Origin of the sequence: Streptomyces sp. NPDC016845 (genome assembly GCF_044332585.1) — a bacterium.
Taxonomy (GTDB): domain Bacteria; phylum Actinomycetota; class Actinomycetes; order Streptomycetales; family Streptomycetaceae; genus Streptomyces.
The window spans coordinates 525487-551021 of the sequence record NZ_JBIRPI010000001.1; the positions used below are offsets into that span (position 1 = coordinate 525487).

Here is a 25535-nt window from a genome sequence, read left to right on the forward strand (position 1 = left end):
CACCTGCCGAGCCGCCCGAAGGGGCGGCAGCCGAAAGCCCTCGACCACGACTCCACCGCCCTCTACGACATCCCGGGGCCGAAGACCGAGCGCCGCCACCGCCTCTACGGCGTCCTGTCCACGCTGCTCGTGCTCGCGCTCGTCGGCTGGATCCTCTACCTGCTCTTCGACACCGACCAGTTCACGCGCACCAAGTGGATGCCCTTCGAGTACAAGGGCATCCAGGAGCTGCTCCTGCGCGGTCTCGGCAACACGCTGAAGGCGTTCGCCGTCGCCGCCGTGCTCTCGCTCGCCCTCGGCACGCTCCTCGCCGTGGGCCGGCTCTCCGACCACAGGCCGGTGCGCCTGCTCGCCACGCTCTTCGTCGAGTTCTTCCGCGCCATGCCGGTCCTCGTGATGATCTTCTTCATCTACGTGGCCCTGAAGATGGAGCCGCTCCCGGCGCTCGTCGCCGGTCTGACGCTCTACAACGGCTCCGTGCTCGCCGAGGTCTTCCGCTCCGGCATCAACTCCGTGGAGCGCGGCCAGCGCGAGGCGGCGTACGCGCTCGGCATGCGCAAGACGCAGGTCATGACCCATGTCCTCGTACCGCAGGCCGTACGCGCCATGCTGCCCGCCATCATCAGCCAGCTGGTGGTCGCCCTGAAGGACACCTCGCTCGGTTATTTGATCACGTATGAGGAGTTTCTCCATGCCGGGAAGCTGATCGCTTCGAACCTCGACTACGATTTGCCCTTCATCCCTGTGGTGATGGTGATCTCGCCGATCTACATCGGGATGTGCATGCTGCTGTCGTGGTTCGCCCAATGGGTGTCCAAGCGGCAGCGGCGCAATCCCAAGACCGAGGCCGCGGATGTCGCCCCGGCCGAACCAGGGACGCTGCTGCCAGGGGTGCAGTAGCCGGAGCATGGGCAGTCCTCGCCCGGCAGCCGGAGATCACTTCGCATTCCGTGCGGAGAAGGTCAGCTGCGCGCGGGACGGGACGCGCCTGCTTGCCGAGGCCGAGCGGGCCCTTGTCGCCTTCGTACGCGGCAGGGGCACCGCTCCCCTTGGTCCTACGGGCATCACAGGCCCTGCCGGTCTTACGGGCCTATTTCGCGCGGTGCGAACTGCGCGGTCCCGCCGGGGCCGGCAGCGGTGTCTGCGCGGCGCGAGTGACATCGCCCACCAGTTCGACGACGTCAGGCCCGTAGGCCCCCGAGTTGACGACCTTCAGGAGCAGGACGAAGGAAGCGTTTCCGTGCTTGCGCGCGAGCCGCTCGTGGTGCCGGGCGAGGTAGCGGGTGGCGGCCTGGTTGGTGATGGGCAGCTGGCCGCAGAAGAGGAAGACCGGCCGCGCCTCCTTCGCCTGGCCCGCCGTCAGCCGGGCGAGGACCACGTACTCCGTCATCCCGGGCTCCAGGCGGTACCGCTCGGAGCCGATCTGGAAGGCGCCGCGGTCGGGGCCCGGCTCGGGGTCGTTGTTGACCCGGATGCCCGGCAGCAGGCTGACCATGTGCGCGGCCATGCGGCGGTTCGCCACGGGCCCGCCGATGCAGAACTCCGTACGTTCGCCGAAGCCCTGCTGGGCCGTGTCGTGCGCGACGACCTGGGCGTGGGCGCCGCAGTCCTTGACGATCGCGGACAGCTCAAGGAGCGCGAAGACGTCGTGGCGCCGCACCATCAGATCGGGACCGCCCGCGTCACGGTTCACCACCAGCAGCGACTCGGAGTTGTCGGGCAGCCCGAAGAAGGCCTGCTTGCGGCGGAGCCGGCGCTTGCACAGATGGGCGCGGACGAGCCAGCCAAGGGCGGCGCCGACGCCCGCCGCTATCAGGCCGACGACGATATAGCGCACGTCTTCAGTCATGGGCGCGCACTCTAGCGGGCGGGCGCACCGGGCGGACACACCGGTGTTCGAGGGGGTCCTGACGTCGCTGACAAGTCAAGTTACGCTGCGCGGACGGCTGTTGACCGGAGGTACTGATGCGACGTTCGATTGGGCGGAATCTGTCATTCTGCGCCGTTGCGGCGACCATGGTGGCGGTCGGCGCGGCGGCGCCCCCCTCGGCCGCTCCGGGGGATTCCGGCGGTTCTCACGACGGCCCGCGGAAGGTGCCGGTCGCCGTCGGGTACGGCGGCGCCGTGTCGAGCGTCGACGCGGACGCCTCGGCGGCGGGCATCGAGGTGCTGCGCAACGGGGGCAACGCGGTGGACGCCGCCGTCGCCACCGCCGCCGCGCTCGGCGTGACCGAGCCCTACTCCTCGGGCGTCGGCGGAGGCGGCTACTTCGTCTACTACGACGCAGAGTCCCGCAAGGTGCACACCATCGACGGCCGCGAGACCGCGCCGCTGACGGCGGGCTCCGACCTGTTCCTGGAGAACGGCAAGCCGCTCGCCTTCGCCGACGCGGTCACCAGCGGCCTGGGCGTCGGCACCCCCGGCACCCCGGCCACCTGGCAGTCCGCGCTCGACGCGTGGGGCAGCGAGCGCCTCGCCACCGTGCTGCGGCCCGCGGAGAAGCTGGCGCGCGACGGGTTCACGGTCGACGAGACGTTCCGCTCGCAGACCGCCGCCAACGAGGCCCGGTTCCGCAACTTCCCCGACACGGTGAAGCTGTTCCTGCCCGGCGGGCAGCTGCCGGCCGTCGGCTCGACGCTGAACAACCCCGACCTGGCGCGTACGTACCAGGAGCTGGCCCGCAAGGGCGTCGGGGCGGTGTACCGGGGCGACATCGGCGCCGACATCGTGCGCACCGTCAACAAGCCGCCCGTGGACCCGGCCTCCGGGTACAACGCCCGGCCGGGCAGGCTCTCGGCGAAGGACCTGCGGGCGTACACCGCCAAGTACCAGGCCCCGTCGAAGGCCTCGTACCGCGGTCTCGGCGTCTACTCGATGGCGCCGTCCTCGTCCGGCGGCACGACCGTCGGTGAGGCGCTCAACATCCTGGAGCGCACCGACCTGTCGAAGGCGTCCGACGTGCGCTACCTGCACCGGTACATCGAGGCGAGCCGCATCGCGTTCGCCGACCGGGGCCGCTGGGTCGGCGACCCGGCCTTCGAGGACGTGCCGACGAAGCAGCTTCTGTCGCAGCGGTTCGCGGACGCCCGCGAGTGCCTGATCAAGGACGACGCGGTCCTCACCAGCCCGGTCGCGCCCGGCGACCCGCGCCGCCCCGGCCGGTGCGGCGAGGCGGGTGACAAGGCGGCCCCGACGACGTACGAGGGCGAGAACACCACGCACCTCACCACCGCCGACAAGTGGGGCAACGTCGTCTCCTACACCCTCACCATCGAGCAGACCGGCGGCAGCGGCATCACTGTGCCCGGCCGCGGCTTCCTGCTCAACAACGAGCTGACCGACTTCTCCTTCGCGCCCGCCGACCCGGAGGTGCACGACCCGAACCTGCCCGGGCCCGGCAAGCGGCCCCGCTCCTCCATCTCGCCGACCATCGTGCTCGACAAGGCGGGCAAGCCGGTCGTCGCGGTCGGTTCGCCCGGCGGCGCCACCATCATCACGACCGTGCTGCAGACCCTGACCGGGTTCCTCGACCGGGGCCTGCCGCTCGTCGACGCCATCGCCGCGCCCCGCGCCAGCCAGCGCAACGCCGCCCAGACCGAGCTCGAACCGGGCCTGTACGACAGCCCGCTGCGGGCGGAGCTGGAGGCCGTCGGGCACTCCTTCAAGCCGAACCCGGAGATCGGCGCGGCCACCGGTGTGCAGCGCCTCCCGAACGGGAAGTGGCTGGCCGCCGCCGAGCCCGTACGGCGTGGGGGCGGGTCGGCGATGGTGGTGACACCCGGGAAGTAGCCTCTCCCCGCCGCGGAAGTGAGTCATACGTCTCTGCGGCGCACCACGAACAAGGCGAGCGCGACGGCCACCAGCGGCCAGACGGCGAACACCGTCCAGGACCCGGCGACCGTCGCGCCGCCGTACGCCTCCGGGCCCCACCCGTACAGCGTCGTCAGGCGCTTCCACGCGCTCTGCACCATCATGTTCCGCACCCGCTCGGCCCACGGCTCGGAGGAACCGAAGAACATCGGCAGCATCAGCAGCACGAACGCGGAGGCCACCATGGTCGTCGCGCCGTGCCGGAGCAGCACGCCGAGGCCGAACCCGATCAGCGCGCTGACCGGGGCGATCAGCGCCGACGCGGCGAGGGCGCGCAACGAGCCCGGGTCGGTGAGCGAGACAGCGGCGTCGCGGCCGCTGAGGATCGCCTGCGACACCGCGAACGAGCCGAGCGCGCAGAGCAGTCCGACGCCGGTCCAGAGCAGGGCGGTGGCGGTCGCCTTGGCGAGCATGAGCGCGCGGCGCGCGGGCACGGCGGCGGTCGTGGTCCGGATCAGGCCGCTGCCGTACTCGCTGACGACGACGATCGCGCCGACGCTGCCCGCCGCCAGCATCAGGACGAGGTAGCCCTCGGCGGGGAACGCGTCGCCGAGCGCGAAGACGTGGTCGCGCCGGGCGTCCGCGTCGAGACGGGGGACGTCCTGGTAGTCGCTCCAGGCGGCGAGCGCGGCGGTGACCAGGACGGTGAGCGTGACGGCCGCGAGGATCCAGGGCGTGGAGCGCAGTGACCGGATCTTGATCCATTCGGCGGCGAGCAGGTCGCCGAAGCGGGCACGGGGGACGGCGGTGGTCGCGTTCATCGGGCGGCTCCTGTCGGGTGCTGGGTCTCCGCCGGGTACTCGACGCGGTCGGCGGTCAGCTCCATGAAGGCCTCCTCCAGCGAGGCGGTACGGGTGGTCAGTTCACGCAGCGGGAAGCGGTGCTCCAGAGCGAGAGCACCGATCCGCTCGGCGGAAAGACCGGTCACCACCAGGCGCTCCGTGTTCTCCGGCACGGCCTCCGCGCCCGCCGCCGCGAGGAGCCCGGCGAACTCCGTGGCGCGCACCGTCCCGACCACGACGCTGAGCCGCGCGGCCCGCGCCGCGAACACCCGCAACGGCTCCGCCGCGACGAGCCGCCCCCGCCCGATGACGACCAGCTCATCCGCCGTGGACTCCATCTCCGACATCAGATGGCTCGACAGGAACACGGTGCGCCCTTCGCCGGCGAGCCTGCGGAACAACCGGCGCAGCCACAGCACCCCCTCCGGATCCATCCCGTTGAACGGCTCGTCGAACAGCAGCACCGGCGGGTCACCGAGCAGCGCCGCCGCCACCCCGAGCCGCTGCTTCATGCCGAGCGAGAACCCGCCGATGCGCCGCCCGGCCGCCCCAGCGAGACCGACCTCGGCGAGGACGTCGGCGACCCGCCGCGCAGGAAGGCCGTTGGAGCGGGCGAGCGCCGCCAGATGGGCCGTGGCCGTACGTCCGCCGTGCACCTGCTGCGCGTCGAGGAGCGCCCCCGCGTGCCGCAGACCGCGCGGATGCGAGACGAACGGCACCCCGCCGACGGTCGTGCCGCCCGCGTCCGGCGTGTCCAGGCCGAGGAGCACCCGCAGCGTGGTGGACTTGCCCGCCCCGTTCGGCCCGAGGAACCCGGTGACGGCACCGGGCCGCACGGTGAAGGACAGGCGGTCGACGGCCGTCCTGCGGCCGTACCGTTTCGTGAGCTCGTTGACTTCGATCATGTGAGCCACCGTGCCGCGCGGCAGGGCGTCCGCACATCGGCCCCCGGGATGCATCCCCCGGGCCGACGCCCCCGCGCGCGCCGCCCTCGTACGCTCACCGGTGTGAACCGTGGAAACGCCGCCGCGCCACCGCGACGCTCCGTCGTCGCCTGGTGCGGGCTCGCCCTGTACCCCCTCGCCGGGGCCCTGTGTCTGTTCGGCTCGTCGGACGTGCTGCCGTCGGTGCGCGCGCTCGGCATCGCGCTGTCCGCGGTGCTCCTCGTGGGCGTCGCGACGCGGATGCCGCTGTTCGCGCTCGTCGTGGTGGTGCTCGGCACGCTGTCCGCGGTCGCGCTCCAGCCCTCGAACGGTCCCTGGGGCGACTCGCAGCAGGTGACGGTCATGGCGTTCGTCTCGGCGGACGTGGTCCTCGCCCGCCTCGTGGCGACCCGTTCGTCCGCGCAGTGGATCACGGGCGTCGCGCTCTGCGTCCTCGCGCAGGCGGCCGCCATCCTCTTCTTCGTGCACCCGGAGAACCTGATCGCGTTCGGGGTCGTCGCCCTGCTCGTGCTGCTCGTCGCCTGCATGGTGGGCCTGCTCCTGGGGGAGCGGCGCCGGCACGCCGCCGCGCTGCACGACCAGGCCGTCGCCGAGGCCGTGACCGCTGAACGGCTGCGCATCGCGCGGGAGTTGCACGACCTGGTCTCCCACAGCATCAGTGTCATCGCGATCCAGTCGGGCGTCGCGAGCCGCGTCATCGAGACCCGCCCGAAGGAGGCCCGCGACGCCCTGCGCGCCATCGAGGCCACCAGCCGCGAGACCCTCCAGGGCCTGCGCCGCACCCTGGTCGCGCTGCGCAGGGCCGAGCCGGGCGAGACGGCACCGCTCGCCCCGAGCACAGGACTCGGGGACCTCGACCGGCTCTCCGAGACGACGGGCAGGGACGCGGGTGTGCGCGTCGAGGTGGCGGTGACCGGCACGCCCCGCGCGCTCCCGCCCGACATCGACCTGGCGGCGTACCGCATCGTGCAGGAGTCCTTGGCCAACGTGGTCCGGCACGCCCGCACCGACACCTGCCGCGTCCTCGTCGCCCACGCCGAGGACGCACTGCTCCTGGAGATCGTGGACGCCGGGACGGGCCCCGCCGCCTCGGCTACCGTGCCCGGTATGGGGATCACGGGGATGGCGGAGCGGGTGAGTCTGCTGCACGGGGAGTTCAGCGCGGGCCCTGGACCGGACGGCGGGTTCCGGGTCGCGGCGCGGATACCGCTGCCGGAGGCGGCCCGATGACCGTACGGGTGCTGCTCGTCGACGACCAGCCGCTGGTCCGCTCGGGGCTCAGGGTGCTGATCAGCGACACCGACGATTTGGAGGTGGCCGGCGAGGCGGGCGACGGGGCCGAGGCCGTCGAGCTGGCCGCACGGCTGCGGCCGGACGTCGTCGTCATGGACATCCGGATGCCCGGCACGGACGGCATCGAGGCGACGCGGCAGATCATGGCGGCGGACACCGGCAGCCGCGTCCTCGTGCTCACCACCTTCGACGAGGACGCGTACGTGTACGGGGCGCTGCGGGCAGGCGCGGGCGGTTTCGTCGTCAAGGACATGCGGCTGGAGGACATCCTGGCCGCGATCCGGGTGGTCGCCGCCGGGGACGCCCTCATCGCGCCGGGCGTCACCCGCCGTCTGATCGCGGACTTCGTGGGGCGGCCGGAGCGTGCGGCGACGGCCCGCGCGTCCCGCGTCATCGAGAGCGTCACCCAGCGCGAACGCGAGGTCCTCACCCTGATCGGCCTCGGCCGCTCGAACCAGGAGATCGCCGCCGACCTGGTCATCAGCGTGGCCACGGTCAAGTCCCACGTGGCCCGTCTCCTCACCAAGCTCGACGCCAGGGACCGCGTGCAGCTGGTCATCACCGCGTACGAGTCGGGCCTGGTGACACCGGAGGGCTGAGAGTACGAGCACCGGTATTGTTATCCGGTATAGGAATAGGTCCTCAGGTACCCTGGTCCCATGGTCCGAACCCCTTTGACCCCGCAAGAGCGAGAGCGCGGCGAGCGTCTCGGCCGGCTGCTGCGCGAGGCGCGGCTCGGCCGCAGCATGACCGAGGTCGCCGCGGCGGCGGGCGTCTCGGTGGAGACGCTGCGCAAGATCGAGACGGGCCGGGCGCCGACCCCCGCGTTCTTCACCGTCGCCGCCATCGCGCGCGAGCTGGGCCTGTCCATGGACGAGCTGATGGCGCACTGCGGCCCGGTCCCCGTCTGACGCGGCCCGCTTCCTGACCGGCCGCGGTCCGGTCCCCGTCCGGTCTCCGGCCGGAGATCACCCGCAAGGGTGTCAATCAAGATCGATCGAGCGGGTTGCCGACGATGGTCTTGGCAAGCCTGCCGCACGGGCTTACGTTCGTGCCTCTACGACCCTGGTCTACGGGCGTAGAGGAGCAGGCAAAGGAGCGGCCCATGACACCCGATCTGTACGCCCGCCACCGCGCCGCCCTGCCGGACTGGCTGGCGCTGTACTACGACAACCCGATCGAGCTGACCCACGGCGAGGGACGCCACGTCTGGGACGCGGCCGGCAACAAGTACCTCGACTTCTTCGGCGGCATCCTCACCACGATGACGGCGCACGCGCTGCCCGAGGTCACGAAGGCGGTCAGCGAACAGGCCGCCCGCATCATCCACTCCTCGACCCTCTACCTCAACCGCGCGATGGTCGAACTCGCCGAGCGGGTCGCCCAGTTGTCCGGCATCCCGGACGCCCGGGTCTTCTTCACCACCTCCGGTACCGAGGCCAACGACGCGGCGCTGCTGCTCGCCACCTCCTACCGCCGCTCGAACCAGATCCTGGCGATGCGCAACAGCTACCACGGCCGCTCCTTCTCGGCGGTCGGCATCACCGGCAACCGAGGCTGGTCACCGACCAGCCTCTCCCCGCTCCAGACGCTGTACGTGCACGGAGGCGTCCGGAGCCGCGGCCCGTACGCCCACCTGTCCGACGCCGAGTTCACCGACGCGTGCGTCGCCGACCTGCGCGACATGCTCGGCCAGACACGCGGCGACGTGGCGGCGCTCATCGCGGAGCCGGTCCAGGGCGTGGGCGGCTTCACCTCGCCCCCCGACGGCCTCTACGCCCGCTTCCGCGAGGTCCTCCGCGAACACGGCATCCTCTGGATCACCGACGAGGTGCAGACCGGCTGGGGCCGTACCGGGGACCACTTCTGGGGCTGGCAGGCCCACGCACAGTCAGGGCCGCCGGACATCCTCACCTTCGCCAAGGGCATCGGCAACGGCATGTCGATCGGCGGCGTCGTGGCCCGCGCCGAGGTCATGAACTGCCTCGACGCCAACTCCATCTCCACCTTCGGCGGCTCCCCGGTCACCATGGCCGCGGGCCTCGCCAACCTCTCCCACCTCATCGAGCACGACCTCCAGGGCAACGCGCGCCGCGTCGGCGGCCTCCTCATCGAGCGCCTCCGCGCCGTCGCGGCGCATGCCTCCGGCGTACGGGAGGTACGCGGCCGGGGCCTCATGATCGGCATCGAACTCGCCGCCCCCGGCACGGCGGAGGCGGCCCCGCACGCCGCCACGGCGGTCCTGGAATCCTGCCGCGAGAACGGCCTCCTGATCGGCAAGGGAGGCGGCCACGACACGAGCGTCCTGCGCATCGCGCCCCCGCTGTCGCTGACGGTGTCGGAGGCGGAGGAGGGCGCCTCGATCCTGGACGCCGCGCTGCGGGAGCACGCGTAGGGGGGGCCGTGCGACGCGCGCGGAGCCCGGCCGCGCCCCTTCAGGGGCGCGGGAACCGCGCGGGCAACCACGACACACAGGCAGCCGGCCGCCGAGCGGTGTGCCCACGGCGCGCTCCGGCCGGCGGCGCGGCAGCCTCCGGTTCACCCCTCACGAGGCGGCGGACCGGGCCCCTTCAGGGGTGCGGGGAACTGCGCGACCAGCCACAACGCACCCGCAGTCGGCGGACGACGAACGACCAATGGCGCGCTTCCGTCCAGGAGAGGACGCCCCGTGACCATCACACCCCCCTTCGACCACTCCCTCTCCGTCCGCCAGATCCTCGCCCTGGACAGAATCGCAGCCGGAGAACCGGAGGTGGTGGCCGCGGCCGCCCACCTCGACCGCCCCGTCCGCTGGGTCCACGTGGCAGAAGCCTCGGACGTCGGCGTCATGCTCACCGGCGGCGAGATGATCCTGACCACGGGCGTCCTGCTCGCGGGCGACGTCCGCAGCCAGACCGAGTACATCAGGTCCCTGCACAAGGCGGAGGCCGCGGCCCTCGTCCTGGGCCTCGGCCGCGCCTTCCCCGCGCCCCCGGAGGACATGCGCCGCGAGGCGGAGCGCTACGGCCTGCCCATGGTGGTCCTCCACCGCCCGTTCCCTTTCGCGGAGTTGACCGAGGAGGTCCAGTCCCGGCTCGTCCGCCGCAAGTTCGCGGCAGTCAGCCTCTCCGAAGGGATCCGCACCGCGCTCACCGGCCTGATCACAGCCGGAGCGCCCCTGCAGAGCCTGCTCGACGAGATCGCCGCGCACAGCGCCTGCCCCGTGGTCGTCACCAATCTCGCCCACCGCGTCCTCGCCACGGCCGGGGAGCGCCCCGCCGTCGACGACGTCCTGCGCGACTGGGACCGCATCGCCCGCCGGCCCGGCGAGACCGACGGCGAGGGCTGGCTCCGCGCCGGCCTCGGCGGCCGGGGCGAACGCTGGGGCTCCGTCGTCCTGTGCGGCTACCGGGGGGACGCGGCGTCCGGGCGGCTCCTCGCCGACCGCGCCGCCGAGGCGCTGGTCCTGCACCGCATGCTGTCCGGCTCCGCACCGAGCTGGGAGGAGCAGTCCGCGCAGTGTCTCCTCGCCGACCTGCTCTCCGGTGTCGTCCCGGCCCGCCAGCTCCTGCCCCGGGCCAGGGCGGCCGGCCTCCCGGTGAACCGCCGCACCTTCGTCCCGCTCGTCGTCCGCGACGCGGAGCCCGCCCGACTCGACCGCGTACTGCGCCTGTTGGGCCTCCCCGGGCTCGTGGCCGAGGTGGCCGAGGGCGCCACCGCCGTCCTCCTCAGCCTCGCCCGCGACCAGGCCGCCGACGCGCTCACCGACCGCTTCGCGTCCCGCCTGCGCGCCGGGACGGGGGAGGGGTGCCCGGTCGTCGCCGCCGGTCCCGCACGGCCCGGCTGGGAGGACGTGCCCGACGGGCTGCGCGAGGCGCTGCACGTCGCCGAGGCCGTCGCCGGAGCGCCGCCCGGATCGCCGCCCGTGGTCCGGCTCGGTGACGTACGCCTTCGCGGACTCGTCCGGCTGCTGCGGGACGACCCGCGCGTGCAGTCGTTCGCCGAGCGGGAACTGGACGGCCTGCTGCGCGCCGACGACACGGAAGCCCTGCTGCCGGTCCTGCGCACCTACCTCGCCACCGGCCGCAACAAGTCCCGCACGGCCCATCTCCACCACATGAGCCGCCCCGCCCTGTACCGCCGCCTGGAGACCATCGAGGCGCTGCTCGGCATGGAGCTCGACGACTTCGAGCAGGCCGCCTCCGTCCACATCGCCCTGCTCGCGCACGACGCCCAGCGCGGGACGTGACACGGTGCAACGCCGCGCGCCCGACGACGTGACACGGTGCGACTCGGCGGCCACGGCCGGAGTTCCTATCGTCGACAGCACGCCGCGTACCCCCCTCAGGAGGTCCCGATGAGCCCCGTGATCCGCGCCGCGATCTTCCAGACCGCCTGGACCGGCGAGAAAGAGTCCATGATCGAGGCGCACGAGCAGGCCGTCCGTGACGCCGCCGCGCAAGGCGCCCAAGTCCTCTGCTTCCAGGAGCTGTTCTACGGCCCGTACTTCTGCCAGGTCCAGGACGCGAAGTTCTACGAGTACGCCGAGGCGATCCCGGACGGACCGATCGTGCGCCGCTTCCAGGACCTCGCTCGCGAGCACGGCATCGTCCTCGTGCTGCCCATGTACGAGGAGGAGCAGCCCGGCGTCCTCTACAACACGGCCGCCGTGATCGACGCCGACGGCTCCTACCTCGGCAAGTACCGCAAGACCCACATCCCCCAGGTTCAGGGGTTCTGGGAGAAGTTCTACTTCCGGCCCGGGAACTCCGGCTGGCCCGTCTTCGACACGGCGGTCGGCAGGATCGGTGTCTACATCTGCTACGACCGGCACTTCCCGGAGGGCTGGCGCGCGCTCGGCCTCGAAGGCGCGCAGATCGTCTTCAACCCGTCCGCCACCAGCCGGGGCCTGTCCCGCTACCTGTGGCAGCTGGAGCAGCCGGCCGCCGCCGTCGCCAACGAGTACTTCGTCGGCGCCATCAACCGCGTAGGCGTCGAGGAGTACGGGGACAACGACTTCTACGGCACTTCCTACTTCGTCGATCCCGAGGGCCAGTTCGTGGGCGAGGTCGCCGACGACAAGGCGCCCGAACTCGTCGTCCGCGACCTCGACATCGCCAAGCTGCGCGAGGTCCGCGACCGCTGGCAGTTCTACCGCGACCGCAACCCGCAGGCGTACGAGCCCCTCACCCGTCCCTGACCGCCCGTCCCTGGAGGAGAGCATGAGCGCTGTCCGTACCGTCGTCCGCGGCGGACTCGTCGTCACCGCCGCCGACGAGATGCACGCCGACGTCCTCGTCGAGGACGGGCGCGTCGTGGCCCTGGCGGCCGGCGGCAGCGACACCGCCGCGTCCTGGACGGACGCGCGCGTCCTCGACGCGAGCCACAAGTACGTCATCCCGGGCGGGGTCGACGGCCACACCCACATGGAGATGCCGTTCGGCGGCACCTTCGCCGCCGACACCTTCGAGACGGGCACCCGGGCGGCGGCCTGGGGCGGCACGACGACCATCGTCGACTTCGCCATCCAGTCGGTCGGGCACTCGCTGCGCGAGGGCCTCGACGCCTGGCACGCCAAGGCCGACGGCAAGTGCGCGATCGACTACGGCTTCCACATGATCGTCTCCGACGTGCACGACAAGACGCTCAGGGAGATGGACCTGCTCGTCGGGGAGGGGGTGACGTCCTTCAAGCAGTTCATGGCCTACCCGGGCGTCTTCTACTCCGACGACGGGCAGATCCTGCGCGCCATGCAGCGCGCCGCCGAGAACGGCGGGCTGATCATGATGCACGCCGAGAACGGCATCGCGATCGACGTCCTCGTGCAGCAGGCCCTCGCGCGCGGCGAGACCGATCCGCGCCACCACGGCGAAGTGCGGAAGGCGCTGCTCGAAGCGGAGGCCACACACCGCGCGATCAAGCTGGCACAGGTCGCCGGGGCGCCGCTGTACGTCGTGCACGTCTCCGCGCAGGAGGCGGTCGCCGAGCTGGCGCGCGCCCGCGACGACGGCCTGCCGGTCTTCGGCGAGACCTGCCCGCAGTACCTGTTCCTGTCCACCGACAACCTCGCCGAGCCGGACTTCGAGGGCGCCAAATACGTCTGCTCGACCCCGCTCAGGCCCGAGGAGCACCAGGCCGCGCTCTGGCGCGGCCTGCGCACCAACGACCTCCAGGTCGTCTCCACCGACCACTGCCCCTTCTGCTTCACCGGCCAGAAGGAGCTGGGCCGCGGCGACTTCTCGAAGATCCCCAACGGGATGCCGGGCGTCGAGAACCGTATGGACCTGCTCCACCAGGCGGTCGTCGACGGGCACATCTCGCGCCGCCGCTGGATCGAGATCGCCTGCGCCTCACCGGCCCGGATGTTCGGCCTGTACCCGAAGAAGGGCACCATCGCGCCGGGCGCCGACGCGGACATCGTGATCTACGACCCGCACGCCGAGCAGACGATCAGCGCCGCCACCCACCACATGAACGTCGACTACTCGGCGTACGAGGGCAAGCGGCTCACCGGCCGCGTCGAGACGGTCCTGTCGCGCGGCGAACTCGTCGTCACCGAGCGGGAGTTCACCGGCCGCGCCGGACACGGCGCGTACACCCCGCGCTCCACCTGTCAGTACTGAGAGGGGCCACCATGGATTTCGGACTCGTCCTGCAGACCGACCCGCCGGCTTCGGCGGTCGTGGAGTTGATGAAGCGCGCGGAGGGGGCCGGGTTCCGTTACGGGTGGACGTTCGACTCGTGCGTGCTGTGGCAGGAGCCGTTCGTCATCTACAGCCGCATCCTCGCCGAGACCGAGCGCCTGACCGTCGGCCCGATGGTGACCAACCCTTCCACCCGCACCTGGGAGGTCACCGCCTCGACCTTCGCCACGCTCAACGACATGTACGGCAACCGCACCGTCTGCGGCATCGGGCGCGGCGACTCCGCCCTGCGCGTCGCGGGCCGCACCCCGAGCACCCTCGCCCGGATCAGCGGCGCGATGCAGGTCATCCGGGCGCTCGGCCGGGGCGACGAGGCGGACCTCGGCGGCGGTGCGGTCGTCCGCTTCCCCTGGGTACGGGAGGGCGCCCGACTCCCCGTCTGGATGGCCGCGTACGGGCCGAAGGCGCTGAGGATGACCGGCGAGGAGGCCGACGGCTTCATCCTCCAGCTCGCCGATCCGTTCCTGACGAAGTGGATGGTCAAGGCGGTACGGGACGCGGCGGTCGCAGCCGGCCGAGACCCGGCGGACGTCAAGATCTGCGTCGCCGCGCCCGCGTACGTCACCGACGACGACTCGCCGCAGGCCCTCGCCCACGCGCGCGAGCAGTGCCGCTGGTTCGGCGGCATGGTCGGCAACCACGTCGCCGACCTGGTCTCCAAGTACGGCGCGCACTCCGGCATGGTCCCCGACGAGCTGACCGAGTACATCAAGGCGCGCGAGGGCTACGACTACGCGCACCACGGCCGCTCGGGCAACCCGGACACGGCGTTCGTGCCGGACGAGATCGTGGACCGCTTCTGCCTGATCGGCCCGGCGGAAGCACACCTCGAAAAGCTGCGCGCGCTACGGGAGCTGGGCGTCGACCAGTTCGCCCTGTACGCCATGCATGACGCGAAGGAGACGGTGATCGACCGGTACGGCCGGGACGTGATCCCGGTGCTCGACGCGTGAACCGTTTTCCCGGAACGGACTGAACGGACTGAACGGACTGCCCATGACCGACACCGCCCCGCCCGTCCGCGCCGCCGACCTCGGGGCCGACGCCTTCCCGTCGGACAGCCGCTACGGCAATGACGATCTGCGCCCCGTACCGCTCGCCGAGCGCCGCTGGACCACCTACAACTTCGTGGCTCTGTGGATCGGCATGGCCCACTGCATCCCGTCCTGGACGCTCGCCTCCGGCCTGGTCGCGCTCGGCATGGACTGGAAACAGGCGGTGCTCACCATCGCCCTGGCCAATGTGATCGTCCTGTTCCCGATGCTGCTCACGGGGCACGCCGGGCCGAAGTACGGCATACCGTTCCCGGTCCTGGCCCGCGCCTCGTTCGGGATACGCGGGGCCAATCTGCCCGCGATGGTGCGCGCGGCGGTGGCCTGCTGCTGGTTCGGCATCCAGACGTGGATCGGCGGGCAGGGCATCTTCGTCCTCCTGGGCAAGATCTTCGGCGGCTGGGCCGACGCCGCGCACATCGGCGGCTACCCGTGGACGCTGTGGCTGTGCTTCGTCGTCTTCTGGGTGCTCGAACTCGCCATCATCTACCGGGGGATGGACACGCTGCGCCGGTTCGAGAACTGGGCGGCGCCGTTCGTGCTCGTCGGCGCGCTGGTGCTGCTTGTCTGGATCGCGAACAAGGCGGGCGGCTTCGGCCCGCTGCTGCACGAGCCGTCGAAGGTCGGCTGGGGCCCGGACTTCTGGAAGATCTTCTTCCCCGGCCTGATGGGCATGATCGGGTTCTGGTCGACGCTCTCGCTGAACATCCCGGACTTCACCCGGTTCGGCAAGGGCCAGAGGGCGCAGGTGCTCGGGCAGACGCTTGGGCTGCCTACCACCATGACGTTGTTCGCGCTGATGTCCGTCCTCGTCACCGCCGGCTCCGAGAAGGTGTACGGCGTCGCGATCTGGGACCCGGTCGAGCTGGCCGCCAAGACGGACAGTGTGTTCGGGCTCCTGTTCGCGCTGGTCACGGTGTTCGTGGCGACGATCTCGGTCAACATCGCCGCGAATGTCGTCTCGCCCGCGTACGACCTCGCGAACCTCGCCCCGAAGCTGATCACCTTCCGTACGGGTGCGATCATCGCCGGCGTCGTGGGTGTCCTTGTCATGCCGTGGAAGCTGACCTCGACGCCCGAGCTGTACATCTTCACCTGGCTCGGTGTGGTGGGCGGGCTGCTCGGCACGGTCGCCGGCATCCTCATCGCCGACTACTGGATCGTCCGGCGGACCGTACTGCATCTCGCCGACCTGTATGACGCGGGCGGGCGCTACTGGTACTCCGGCGGCTGGAACTTGCGGGCTGTCGCCGCCTTCACCGTCGGCGGGCTGCTCGCGGTCGGCGGCTCGTACTCCACGCTCGACGAGGACGGGAACAAGGCGGGGCCGTTCCCCGTGGACGGCGTCATCCCCTTCCTGAAACCGCTGGCCGACTACGGGTGGGCCGTGGGACTCGCCGCGTCGCTGTGCGTGTATCTGGTGCTCATGGGCGCCGGGCGGGATCGTGGGACGCGGCACGCGTGACACGCCCCGGCCCATTGTTCGGGAGGACAGAGATGCGCACGTTGATCAGTACCGCCTTCGTCTCGCTCGACGGCGTCATGGAGGCCCCGGGCGGCGAGTCCGGCTACCGCAACGCGGGATGGACCTACAAGGACCTGGAGTTCCGGCCCGAGGCGTACGAGCTCAAGGGCCGCGAGCAGAAGGAAGCGGCCGCGATGATGCTCGGCCGGGTCAGCTATGAGGCGTTCAGCCCGCTCTGGCCCACGATGGAGGAGTTCGCCGAGTACGCGGTGCTGCCGAAGTACGTCGTGTCGACGACGCTCGGCGAGAACGCCCTGGTGGACAACTGGGGCCCGACCACGATCCTGCGCTCGCTCGACGACGTCGCCGCGCTGAAGCGGACGGACGGCGGGGCGGTCATCATCCACGGCAGTGCGTCCCTCAACCGGAGCCTGTCGGCGGCGGGCCTCATCGACCGCTACCACCTGCTCGTCTTCCCGGTGCTGCTCGGCGCCGGAAAACGCCTGTTCAGCGAGGCCGACAGGGACAAGCAGAAGCTGAAGCTCGTCGAGTACGAGGCGTACGCGAACGGGCTGCAGAAGAACGTCTTCGACGTCGTGCGCTGAGGTGCGCGCTGACGTGTACGCCCTGTGGTCACGGTAGTTGAATGTCGGATTCCCCTGACGCGTTCCATTGACGGATGCCTTTCACACGCCGTATTGGTATACCAAAGACGTCAGAGCGCGGTGTCGCTCTCGCGGAGGCGTGTGCCCCGACGTCCCGTTCCGTGCGGGCGAACCGGGCGCATTCAGACAGAGGAGCGCGTCATGGTCGCCGTGCACGAACAGACCTCCACAGCCGCAGCCACCGGGCCGGACGGGACCAGCCCCGGCCTCTACAGTCCCGACCTCGCGCCCACCCGCAGGGAGGGCCGCCGCTGGGGCGCGTACAACGTCTTCACGCTGTGGGGCAACGACGTGCACAGCCTCGGCAACTACGCCTTCGCCATGGGGCTCTTCGCCCTCGGGATGAGCGTCTGGCAGATCCTCATCGCCTTCGCCATCGCCTCGGCCCTGCTGTTCGGACTGCTCACGCTCTCCGGGTACATGGGGCACAAGACGGGCGTCCCGTTCCCGGTGATGAGCCGGATCTCGTTCGGCACCAAGGGCGCGCAGCTCCCGGCGGCCGTGCGCGGCATCGTCGCCATCGCCTGGTTCGGCATCCAGACCTACCTGGCGGCCTCGGTGCTCCGCGCGGTGATCAAGAAGCTCGCGCCGGGCGCCGCGTCGCTCGACCACAACTCGTTCCTGGGCCTGTCGACGCTCGGCTGGATCACCTTCGTCGCGCTGTGGGCGGTCCAGGTCGTGATCGTCAGCTACGGCATGGAGCTGATCCGCAAGTACATGGCGTTCGCCGCGCCCGCCATCCTCATCACGATGTGCGGCCTGGCCCTCTGGATCCTGACCAGGACGGACCTGTCGATCGCGGTCTCCACGGGCCACGCCCCGGCCGGCCTCGACGCCTGGCGCCAGGTCTTCGAGAGCGCCGCTCTCTGGGTCGTCATCTACGGCACGTTCGTCCTGAACTTCTGCGACTTCACGCGCTCCGCCAAGAGCCGCCGCGCCATCGTCGTCGGCAACCTGGCCGGCATCCCGCTCAACATGCTCTTCTTCGCCGGGATCGTGGTCGTGCTCTCCGGCGGCCAGTTCAAGCTCGACGGGCACGTCGTCACCGGGCCCGAGGACATCGTCGCCACCATCCCCAGCACCACGCTGATGGTGCTCGCCTCGCTCGCCTTCATCACCCTGACCATCGCGGTGAACCTGCTCGCGAACTTCGTCGCCCCGATCTACGCGCTGGTCAACCTCTTCCCGCGCAAGCTCGACTTCCGCAGGGCGGGCCTGGTCAGCGCCGTCATCGGCCTCGTCATCCTGCCGTGGAACCTCTACAACAGCCCGACCGTCGTCAACTACTTCCTCGGCGGCCTCGGCGCCCTCCTCGGCCCCGCCTTCGGCGTCGTCATGGCCGACTACTGGCTGGTCCGCAGGGCCCGCGTCAACGTCCCCGCCCTCTACACCGACGCCGCCGACGGCGACTACCACTACCGCTCCGGCTACCACCTGCGCGCCGTCGGCGCCTTCGGCCCGGCCGCCGCCGTGGCCGTCGTCGTCGCGCTCGTGCCCGTCTTCGAGCCGGTCTCCGGCTTCTCCTGGTTCATCGGCGCGGGCCTCGCCGCCCTGCTCTACGTGGTCTTCGCCGACCGCAGCCGTACCGCGCGGGACGTGGACGGCGAGGCGCTCGCGGTCGACGCCGCGTAACTCCGCACAGCCGCCAGGGAATTGAGGTTCGTCATCCGCACAGAAAGCACCACCATGCGCATACTCGTCTGCAACGTCAACACCACCGGGACGATGACCGACGCCATCGCCGCCCAGGCGCGGTCCGTCGCCGCGCCCGGCACCGAGATCGTGGCGCTGACCCCGGCGTTCGGCGCCGAGTCCGTCGAGGGCAACTACGAGAGCTACCTCGCCGCCGTCGCCGTGATGGAGACGGTGCGCGCCTACCCCGGGCCGTTCGACGCCGTCATCCAGGCCGGGTACGGGGAACACGGCCGCGAAGGGCTCCAGGAGCTGCTCGACGTACCGGTCGTCGACATCACCGAGGCCGCCGCCTCCACCGCCCAGTACCTCGGCCACCGCTACTCCGTCGTCACCACCCTGGACCGGGCCGTGCCGCTCATCGAGGACCGGCTGAAGCTCGCCGGACTCACCGACCGGTGCGCCTCCGTGCGGGCCAGCGGCGTGGCCGTGCTCGATCTCGAACGCGATCCGGACGCCGCCGTCGAGGCCATCGTCGAGGAGGCCGCCCGCGCGGTCGAGATCGACCGCGCGGAGGTCATCTGCCTGGGCTGCGGCGGTATGGCCGAGCTCACCGAGCGGATCAAGGAGCGCACCGGCGTACCGGTGGTCGACGGGGTCGCCGCGGCCGTGACCGTCGCCGAGTCGCTCGTACGGCTCGGACTCACCACGTCGAAGACGCGGACGTACGCGCCGCCCCGCGAGAAGAAGATCCGCAACTGGCCCCCGTTCATCGGGGCGTAGCGGCCGGACCGGCGGGCGGGGGAGATCAGGAGGCGGCGGCCGGGGTGCTCTCGCCCGTCGCCCGGAGGGCGGTGACGGCGTCACGGGCCGCCTGGAGCGCGCCCTTGTCGATCGTGGCGGCGGACGGCGCGCCCTTGGACTCGAAGTCGCTGCCGTTGTAGGTGACGGTCACCATGACGTTGGCGGCGCGGACCGTGACCACGGCCTCGCGGGTCTTCTGCTTGTCCTTGGTGGTGAGGGCCGAGGTCAGGCGGGCGGCGTCGCCGATCTCCTGCGGCGTGCCGTCGCCCTTGTCCCCGGACGCGTACGCCTGCTTCGCGAGCGCGTCGGAGTCCTTCACCTCGAAGGAGACGTCCAGCCAGTGGTACTCGTACCCCTTGAGCGCGCTCCAGGAGCAGCCGCGGCGCACCGCTTCGTCGGTCGCCGCGAGCTCCTTGCCCGCCGTCTTCGCGCCCGGCACGAGCGACGTGACCGTCTTGCCCGGCACGGCGTCGCAGGGTGTGGGCGGCTTCGCGTACGTCTTGGCCGCCACGCTCTCGCTCGGGCTGTGCGACGCGGACGCCGACGGCCGGGGCGCCGCGTCCTTGTGCTCCGTGTCGGCGGAGCCGGACATCGGGCCGGTGGACCAGGCCCAGCCCACGCAGGCGAGCAGGGCGACCGGCAGCAGCCGGGCGGTCAGCACGACCGGCAGCGGGAGAGAACGCACGGCGTACGTCCCTTACGTCAGGGGGGTGGGGGAGGTCAGTCTCACATGAGTTGCTGTGCGGCGAAACCGCCACTTCTGTCACCCCCGCATCACACACCGGCATCACGCACCGGCATCACACACTGGCACCGCGCGCCGGAGCCCGCGCGGACCTCACGCGCCCCCCATCGGCTCACGCGCCCGCGTCGTCCCGGCGCAGGGCCGTGACCACCCAGACACCCGCGCGCATCCGCACACCGCTCGCGGTCGCGTACGGACGGAGCGTGTCCTCCAGGGCGGCGCGCGTCCGGGCGGACACCCGCCGCCCGGGGGTGCGGGAGAGGAGGAAGTCGACGGCGTCGGCGGGCGAGTCGCCCCAGCGGGTGCGGACATCGACCGGCTGCACGGCGATCCGGTGGAACGTGCGGTGCAGGACCGCGTGGATCCGGTACGGCTCGGACAGGGACGCCATCGCGGCGCCCGCCGCACGCGCGTCCGGGTCGGGCCCGGCGGGCACCGCGTCCCGGGTGCCCTCCGCGAGGCGGCGCGCGAACCGGGCGAGCACCGCGCCCTCCTCGGTCTCGGGGCCCGTCCGGCGCGGACAGACGAAGGCGAGCCGGCCGCCCTCGCGCAGGGCGCGCGCCACGTTCGCGAACGCCGCCACATGGTCCTCGAAGAACATCACGCCGCCCCGGCTGAGCGCGAGGTCGTAGGTGCCCGGGGGGAACGGGTGCGTCTGCACGTCGCCGACCTCGTACGTCGCCCCGCGCACCCCCTCCTCGTCGGTACGCGCGCGGGCGCGTGCGACGAGCGGCACCGAGATGTCGACGCCCACCGCGTGCCCCGGTGCCGCGAGCAGGGCGGCCGTACGGGTGGTGGCGCCCGCGCCGCAGCCGATGTCCAGGACACGGTCGCCGGGGGCGATCGCGGCGGCCTCGAAGAGGGCCGCGTCGGCGCCGCCGAGCATGGCGTCGAAGCGGCGGTGGTGGGCGGCCCAGTGCTCGCCGAGGGGGCCGTTCCAGGCGAGTTCCTGGCGGAGATTGGCGACAGTGCTGGTCGCCGGGGTCGCCGGGGTCGCCGGGGTCGTCAGGGTGGCCGGGGTCGCCGGAATCATCGAGGTCATCAGGTCTCCAGGAGGTGGGGCACGGGCAGGGCCGACTCGATCCGGTCCACGGCGGCGAACGCCCCGTAGGCGATCAGATGCACCAGGCAGTGGTCGGTGAACGGCTCCACGCGCCACGCCGCCACGTCCTCGTCGGTGATCCGGTACGGCGCCAGCGCGGCGAGCAGCGCGAGACGGGCCCCAGGCCGCTCGGCGCGGCCGGGCAGGTCCGGCCAGGCGGGCGCCGGGTGCGAGCCGTCCCAGCGCGCCACGGTCTCCTGTACGAGGCCGAGTTCGGCGTCGTCGAGGAGGGCGGCGCCCGCCGTGGCGGCGGTGCGCAGGGCGTCGTAGGCGGGCCCGACGGAGGTGCCCGCCGCCCAGGCCGGTCCTGGGCCCGGGGAGCCGAGCAGAGCGAGCGAGGCACCCGGCGCGTGGTCGGCGCGGACCACGCGCGACACGCTCCGCCCGGCGAGCGAGCGGACCGCCTTCACGCGCTGGGCGTTGCCGGGCAGCAGGTTCTCGGTACACAGCGCGGAGACGATCCGGTTGATGAAGTGGAAGGTCAGCGCGGTGCCGACGTGCGAGGCGAGGTCGGCGCGGGCGAACGGCGGCGGCGCAAGGTCCGGGGAGCCCGGCACGCGCGAGGCGCGCCCCCACGCGAGGAGCCGCGCCGCGCGGGCGTCGTCCGGGGCGCGGTCGCGGGCCACCGCTTCGCCGAGCGCGTGGTCGCCGGTCGCGTGCAGCAGCACGGCGTGCGCGTCGACGCAGAACGGGCAGCGGTTGGCGAGGGAGGTCCCGGCCGCGACGAGTTCGCGGTCGGTGCGCGAACCGCTGCCCGCGATCAGGGACTCCCGCAGCAACGCCCAGGCGGGCGCGAGGAGTTCGGGTGCCGAGGAGAGGACGACCAGGGTCGAGGGGCGCGCGATGCCGAAGTCGGTCGCGGTCTGCGCCCAGACGGCGGCCGCGGTGCCGGTGGCGGACTTGGGCGACGGTGGCTCGGTGTAGCGGTACGGGCCGGACATGCAAGCTCCTTGGGTCGAGGTCACTTCTGCGATGCCGTCAGCCTCGTCCGGCGCCCCGTACTCGGGCGTCGTACGTCGGATCCCAACTCGGCCTACTCCCGTGGGAGTAGGCGGGCGCCCGGTGCCGTACCCGGGGCGGACGCCGATGTCGGTGGGGCGGTCTAGTGTGCCGGGCATACGGGGGAACCGGCCGGAGCGGGCGTGGGGGTGGGCGAGGTCATGGACGTGGGTGCGGGCGGGAGCGAGGGAGCGGTGACGGGCCGGCGGGCCGGTGCGTCGGCGGCGCCGCCCGGCCCGCGCGCGTACCTCGGTGACGCGCTGCTCGCCGTCGTGGTCGCCGCGGTCGTCGTGCTCGGCGCGACGCTCGCCGACGACGGGCGCGCAGCGGCGATCGACTATGTCCTGATGGTGGCGTCGGCGCTGGTACTGGCGGGACACCGCCGTGCGCCCCGCGCCGTGCTGCTCACCTCGACGGCCCTGACCACGGCCTACGTCGTGCACGCGCACCCCGGCACCCTCGCGGCGCTGCCGGTCGTCGTGGCGGTGCACACGGCGTCCCGGGCCGGGCACCGGGGACTCGGCGCCGCTGTCGCCGGTGGTTTCCTGGCCGTGTACATCACCCAGGACGCGCTTGCCGCCGACGGCGCCACCACGCGCGGGATGCTGCTCGCGGGCTGGTTCCTGTGCGCCGTCGTGACCGGGCTCGCCGACAAGAACTGGCAGGCCTATCTCCACCAGACCGAACAGCGCGCCCTGGAGGCCGAGCGGACCCGCGAGGAGGCGGCGCTGCGCCGCGCCGGCGAGGAACGGCTGCGCATCGCGCGCGAGCTGCACGACTCCCTCACCCACAGCATCTCCATCGTCAAGCTCCAGGCCGGGGTCGCCGTCCACCTCGCACGCAAGCGCGGCGAGGAGATACCGCCCGCGCTCCTCGCCATCCAGGAGGCGAGCGGCGAGGCGATGCGCGAACTGCGCGCCACGCTGGACGTGCTGCGCACGGACGAGCCCGCCGGCGACCCCGCGACCCTGGTCGAACGCGCCCGCGCGGCAGGCGTCCCCGTCGACTACACCGTCACAGGGCCGGAGCGCGAGCTGCCCGCCGCACTGCACCGAGCGGCGTACCGGATCGTGCAGGAGGCACTGACGAACGTGGCACGGCACGCCGGGCGCGGCGCGCGGGCCGGCGTACTACTGGCGTACGAGGAGGGCGAGTTGACGGTGCTCGTGACCGATACCGGTACGGCGTCCGCGTCCCGGCCGGTGGCCGAGGGGACGGGGCTCACCGGGATGCGGGAGCGGGTCGCCGAGGCGGGCGGCACGTTGGTCGCGGGGCCGCGGGAGGAGGGCGGGTTCGAGGTACGGGCGCGGCTGCCGTTCGGCGAGAAGCCGCCGGACCCGGCCGCGCGGGTCCCGGTGCGTGAGACGGCCGCCCCATGACCCCCTCCACCGTCCGCGTCGTCAGCGTCGTCAGCGTCGTCCGCGTAGTCCTCGTCGACGACCAGGCGCTCATGCGGGCCGGGTTCCGCGCGTTGCTCGACGCCGAGGACGGGATCGAGGTCGTGGGGGAGGCGGCGGGTGGGGACGAGGGGGTGCGGCTCGTCCGGGAGCGTGTGCCCGACGTCGTGCTCATGGACGTGCAGATGCCCGGAGTCAGCGGCATCGAGGCGACCCGGCGGATCGCCGGGGACTCCGCGCTCGCGCACGTCCGCGTCGTCATGCTCACCAACTACGGCCTGGACGAGTACGTCTTCGAGGCGCTGCGCGCGGGCGCGTCCGGGTTCCTGCTCAAGGACAGCGAGCCGGAGGACCTGCTCACCGGGATCGCGGTCGTGGCGCGCGGCGACGCGCTGCTCTCGCCGTCCGTCACGCGCCGCCTCATCGGCGCCTTCGTGGCCCGCCCGCCGGACCGTACGACCGCGCCGGGCCTGGAGTGCCTCACCCCGCGCGAACGGGAGGTCACCGCGCTGGCCGCGCGCGGCCTCAGCAACGAGGAGATCGCCGCGCACATGGTCATCAGCCCGTTCACCGCGAAGACCCACATCAGCCGCGCGATGACCAAGCTGGGCGCCCGCGACCGGGCACAACTCGTCGTCTTCGCCTACGAGTCGGGCCTCGTCGCCGCCCGCACCCCGGACGCCGCGCGCGCGGAGGTACGTAGGATCACGCCATGACGATCAAGGGGAAGGCGTCGCTCGGGCGCGCCGTGGGGCTCATGGCGACGGCGCTGTTCGTCGCGGCATGCGGAACGCAGGCGCCGGACGGGCCCGCGGCGGCGGCGGACAGCGGCGCCCGCGTGGACGGCTACCGTGTCCACGCGGACTCACTGGAGACCGTCACCCCGGCGCCCTACGGAAGCGTCGACGTGCGGGGAGCCGGCCGTCCGGGCGCCGCGTCCGCTTCCGCGCCCGCCGCCTCCGGCCCCTGCCCCGACTCCGGCATGCGCATCACCGCGGGGGACGCCGAATCCGCCATGGGCCTGCGCGTCCTCGCGGTCACCCTCACCAACTGCGGCAAGGCCACCTTCGACCTGTACGGCTATCCGCGGCTGACCCTCCTCGACGAGGACGGGGCGCCCGTCGAGCGCGTCCAGGTCCTCGAAGGCGCCGACGCGGTCACCACCGGCATCCGCGACGACGGCCCCCGCCACATCACCGTGCGCCCCGGCGAGGCCGCGTCCACGTCCTGGGTGTGGCGCAACACCTACGACGACACGACGCACGCGCCGGTCACGGTCGAGCGCGTCGTCGTCGACCCCGCTCTCGGCCGCGGCACCACGACCGTCACCCCGGACGGTGGGCTCGATCTGGGCAGCACGGGCCGGCTCGGCACGACCGCCTGGCGCAAGAGGTGAGAGCGGGCGGCTAGGATCCGCACACGTTGCAGAGGAAGGCGGACACTGGGTCCGCCGTGGTGGTTGGGGGTCGGCGTGGTCGCTGGTCGTGTGGTGCGCTTCGACGGAGCGCGCGGATATGGGTTCATCGCGCCGGACGACGGCGGTGAGGACGTCTTTCTTCATGTGAACGACCTCCTCATCCCCGAGTCGTACCTGCGCACAGGTCTGAAGGTCGAGTTCGACATCGAGGAGGGCGACCGCGGCCCGAAGGCGTCGTCGGTGCAGCTCGCCGAGGGCACCCCGGCGCCGACGGCCGGACGGGCCGCGGTCGACGGCGACGACGTGCTGTGCGACGTGCTGCGCGTCGACGAGTTCACCAACGAGGTCACCGAGCTGCTGCTGCGCGTCGCGCCCTCGCTGACCGGCGAGCAGATCCTGGCGGTCCGCCGCGAACTGGTGCAGAGCGGGCGCAAGCACGGCTGGGTGGACAGCTGAGCATGTGAAGCAGCGCACCTGATCCACCCGGGGCCCGGACCGAGTCGACGTACTCGGTCCGGGCCCCGCTCGTTGTGAGCGGTCGTTGTGGGCGCTCGTTGTGGGCGGGCTTCATCCCCTATGTCAGGTCTTTGCCTCGTCCAGTTATCCAAACTTCATCGAATCCGGTCCGGCATCCGGACAACCCTCTTGTCCTGCGGACTGTATGCGAAATACGTTCTGCGGTATT

General features: G+C 72.1%; 24 protein-coding genes. 18 read left to right on the top strand and 6 right to left on the bottom strand.

The window, feature by feature from the left end; genetic code table 11:
- Nucleotides 1-3: 3 nt before the first annotated feature.
- Complete coding sequence (locus ACH4RC_RS02250; RefSeq protein ID WP_398195654.1) at nt 4-900, top strand: amino acid ABC transporter permease; 897 nt, start codon at nt 4-6, stop codon at nt 898-900.
- Nucleotides 901-1090: 190 nt separating this feature from the next.
- Here the strand turns inward: ACH4RC_RS02250 and ACH4RC_RS02255 are convergent, their stop codons facing one another.
- Nucleotides 1091-1849 carry a hypothetical protein gene (locus tag ACH4RC_RS02255; protein WP_398193994.1) on the bottom strand — a complete coding sequence of 253 codons (759 nt, stop codon included), beginning with the start codon at nt 1847-1849 and terminating at the stop codon, nt 1091-1093.
- 116 nt (nt 1850-1965) lie between these two features.
- Here ACH4RC_RS02255 and ggt point away from each other — a divergent pair, with 116 nt between their 5' ends.
- Nucleotides 1966-3789: a gamma-glutamyltransferase gene (ggt, locus tag ACH4RC_RS02260; protein WP_398193996.1), complete on the top strand. Its 1824-nt coding sequence runs from the start codon at nt 1966-1968 to the stop codon at nt 3787-3789.
- Between the two features lie 23 nt (nt 3790-3812).
- On the opposite strand, the gene ACH4RC_RS02265 is transcribed toward ggt, so the two are convergent.
- Both ACH4RC_RS02265 and ACH4RC_RS02270 read right to left on the bottom strand, forming a co-directional pair.
- Entirely contained in the window at nt 3813-4631 is an 819-nt protein-coding gene (locus ACH4RC_RS02265; protein WP_398193999.1) for an ABC transporter permease, read from the bottom strand.
- On the bottom strand, nt 4628-5557 hold the full coding sequence (locus ACH4RC_RS02270; protein WP_398194002.1) for an ATP-binding cassette domain-containing protein: 930 nt from the start codon (nt 5555-5557) through the stop codon (nt 4628-4630). The genes ACH4RC_RS02265 and ACH4RC_RS02270 overlap by 4 nt, the downstream gene beginning before the upstream one ends.
- A 102-nt stretch (nt 5558-5659) precedes the next feature.
- On the opposite strand from ACH4RC_RS02270, the gene ACH4RC_RS02275 reads away from it, so the two are divergent.
- From ACH4RC_RS02275 to ACH4RC_RS02330, 12 genes are all read left to right on the top strand, one after another.
- Nucleotides 5660-6826: a sensor histidine kinase gene (locus ACH4RC_RS02275; protein ID WP_398194005.1), complete on the top strand. Its 1167-nt coding sequence runs from the start codon at nt 5660-5662 to the stop codon at nt 6824-6826.
- Entirely contained in the window at nt 6823-7488 is a 666-nt protein-coding gene (locus tag ACH4RC_RS02280) for a response regulator (RefSeq protein WP_398194008.1), read from the top strand. The genes ACH4RC_RS02275 and ACH4RC_RS02280 overlap by 4 nt, the downstream gene beginning before the upstream one ends.
- A gap of 60 nt (nt 7489-7548) precedes the next feature.
- A complete protein-coding gene (locus tag ACH4RC_RS02285; RefSeq protein ID WP_398194010.1) occupies nt 7549-7800 on the top strand; it encodes a helix-turn-helix domain-containing protein in 252 nt (83 codons plus the stop codon).
- Between the two features lie 194 nt (nt 7801-7994).
- The gene (locus tag ACH4RC_RS02290; RefSeq protein ID WP_398194013.1) at nt 7995-9284 is read left to right on the top strand and encodes an aspartate aminotransferase family protein; all 1290 of its coding nucleotides are present in this window, start codon (nt 7995-7997) and stop codon (nt 9282-9284) included.
- A gap of 273 nt (nt 9285-9557) precedes the next feature.
- Nucleotides 9558-11117, top strand: coding sequence for a PucR family transcriptional regulator (locus ACH4RC_RS02295; RefSeq protein WP_398194016.1), 1560 nt, complete (start codon nt 9558-9560; stop codon nt 11115-11117).
- Nucleotides 11118-11225: 108 nt separating this feature from the next.
- On the top strand, nt 11226-12068 hold the full coding sequence (locus ACH4RC_RS02300) for a nitrilase-related carbon-nitrogen hydrolase (protein WP_398194018.1): 843 nt from the start codon (nt 11226-11228) through the stop codon (nt 12066-12068).
- A 22-nt stretch (nt 12069-12090) separates the two neighbouring features.
- The gene (gene hydA, locus ACH4RC_RS02305) at nt 12091-13491 is read left to right on the top strand and encodes a dihydropyrimidinase (protein ID WP_398194020.1); all 1401 of its coding nucleotides are present in this window, start codon (nt 12091-12093) and stop codon (nt 13489-13491) included.
- An 11-nt stretch (nt 13492-13502) separates the two neighbouring features.
- Nucleotides 13503-14525, top strand: coding sequence for a TIGR03842 family LLM class F420-dependent oxidoreductase (locus ACH4RC_RS02310; protein WP_398194021.1), 1023 nt, complete (start codon nt 13503-13505; stop codon nt 14523-14525).
- A gap of 43 nt (nt 14526-14568) precedes the next feature.
- Complete coding sequence (locus ACH4RC_RS02315) at nt 14569-16089, top strand: NCS1 family nucleobase:cation symporter-1 (RefSeq protein ID WP_398194023.1); 1521 nt, start codon at nt 14569-14571, stop codon at nt 16087-16089.
- 32 nt (nt 16090-16121) lie between these two features.
- Nucleotides 16122-16694, top strand: coding sequence for a dihydrofolate reductase family protein (locus ACH4RC_RS02320; RefSeq protein WP_398194025.1), 573 nt, complete (start codon nt 16122-16124; stop codon nt 16692-16694).
- 201 nt (nt 16695-16895) lie between these two features.
- The gene (locus ACH4RC_RS02325; protein ID WP_398194027.1) at nt 16896-18386 is read left to right on the top strand and encodes an NCS1 family nucleobase:cation symporter-1; all 1491 of its coding nucleotides are present in this window, start codon (nt 16896-16898) and stop codon (nt 18384-18386) included.
- A gap of 54 nt (nt 18387-18440) precedes the next feature.
- Nucleotides 18441-19169: an aspartate/glutamate racemase family protein gene (locus ACH4RC_RS02330; protein ID WP_398194029.1), complete on the top strand. Its 729-nt coding sequence runs from the start codon at nt 18441-18443 to the stop codon at nt 19167-19169.
- A gap of 25 nt (nt 19170-19194) precedes the next feature.
- On the opposite strand, the gene ACH4RC_RS02335 is transcribed toward ACH4RC_RS02330, so the two are convergent.
- The 3 genes from ACH4RC_RS02335 to ACH4RC_RS02345 all read right to left on the bottom strand — a co-directional run bounded on the left by ACH4RC_RS02335 (nt 19195) and on the right by ACH4RC_RS02345 (nt 21978).
- Nucleotides 19195-19875, bottom strand: coding sequence for a hypothetical protein (locus ACH4RC_RS02335; protein WP_398194032.1), 681 nt, complete (start codon nt 19873-19875; stop codon nt 19195-19197).
- A gap of 172 nt (nt 19876-20047) precedes the next feature.
- A complete protein-coding gene (locus ACH4RC_RS02340) occupies nt 20048-20977 on the bottom strand; it encodes a class I SAM-dependent methyltransferase (protein ID WP_398194034.1) in 930 nt (309 codons plus the stop codon).
- Entirely contained in the window at nt 20977-21978 is a 1002-nt protein-coding gene (locus tag ACH4RC_RS02345; RefSeq protein ID WP_398194037.1) for a carboxymuconolactone decarboxylase family protein, read from the bottom strand. The genes ACH4RC_RS02340 and ACH4RC_RS02345 overlap by 1 nt, the downstream gene beginning before the upstream one ends.
- A gap of 219 nt (nt 21979-22197) precedes the next feature.
- Here ACH4RC_RS02345 and ACH4RC_RS02350 point away from each other — a divergent pair, with 219 nt between their 5' ends.
- The 4 genes from ACH4RC_RS02350 to ACH4RC_RS02365 all read left to right on the top strand — a co-directional run bounded on the left by ACH4RC_RS02350 (nt 22198) and on the right by ACH4RC_RS02365 (nt 25306).
- Nucleotides 22198-23415, top strand: coding sequence for a sensor histidine kinase (locus ACH4RC_RS02350; protein ID WP_398194040.1), 1218 nt, complete (start codon nt 22198-22200; stop codon nt 23413-23415).
- Entirely contained in the window at nt 23412-24149 is a 738-nt protein-coding gene (locus ACH4RC_RS02355) for a response regulator (protein WP_398194043.1), read from the top strand. Before ACH4RC_RS02350 ends, ACH4RC_RS02355 begins: the two co-directional genes overlap by 4 nt.
- Nucleotides 24146-24829, top strand: a complete 684-nt coding sequence (locus tag ACH4RC_RS02360) for a DUF4232 domain-containing protein (protein WP_398194045.1) — start codon at nt 24146-24148, stop codon at nt 24827-24829. The genes ACH4RC_RS02355 and ACH4RC_RS02360 overlap by 4 nt, the downstream gene beginning before the upstream one ends.
- Before the next feature lie 75 nt (nt 24830-24904).
- On the top strand, nt 24905-25306 hold the full coding sequence (locus ACH4RC_RS02365) for a cold-shock protein (RefSeq protein WP_398194048.1): 402 nt from the start codon (nt 24905-24907) through the stop codon (nt 25304-25306).
- Nucleotides 25307-25535: the final 229 nt, after the last annotated feature.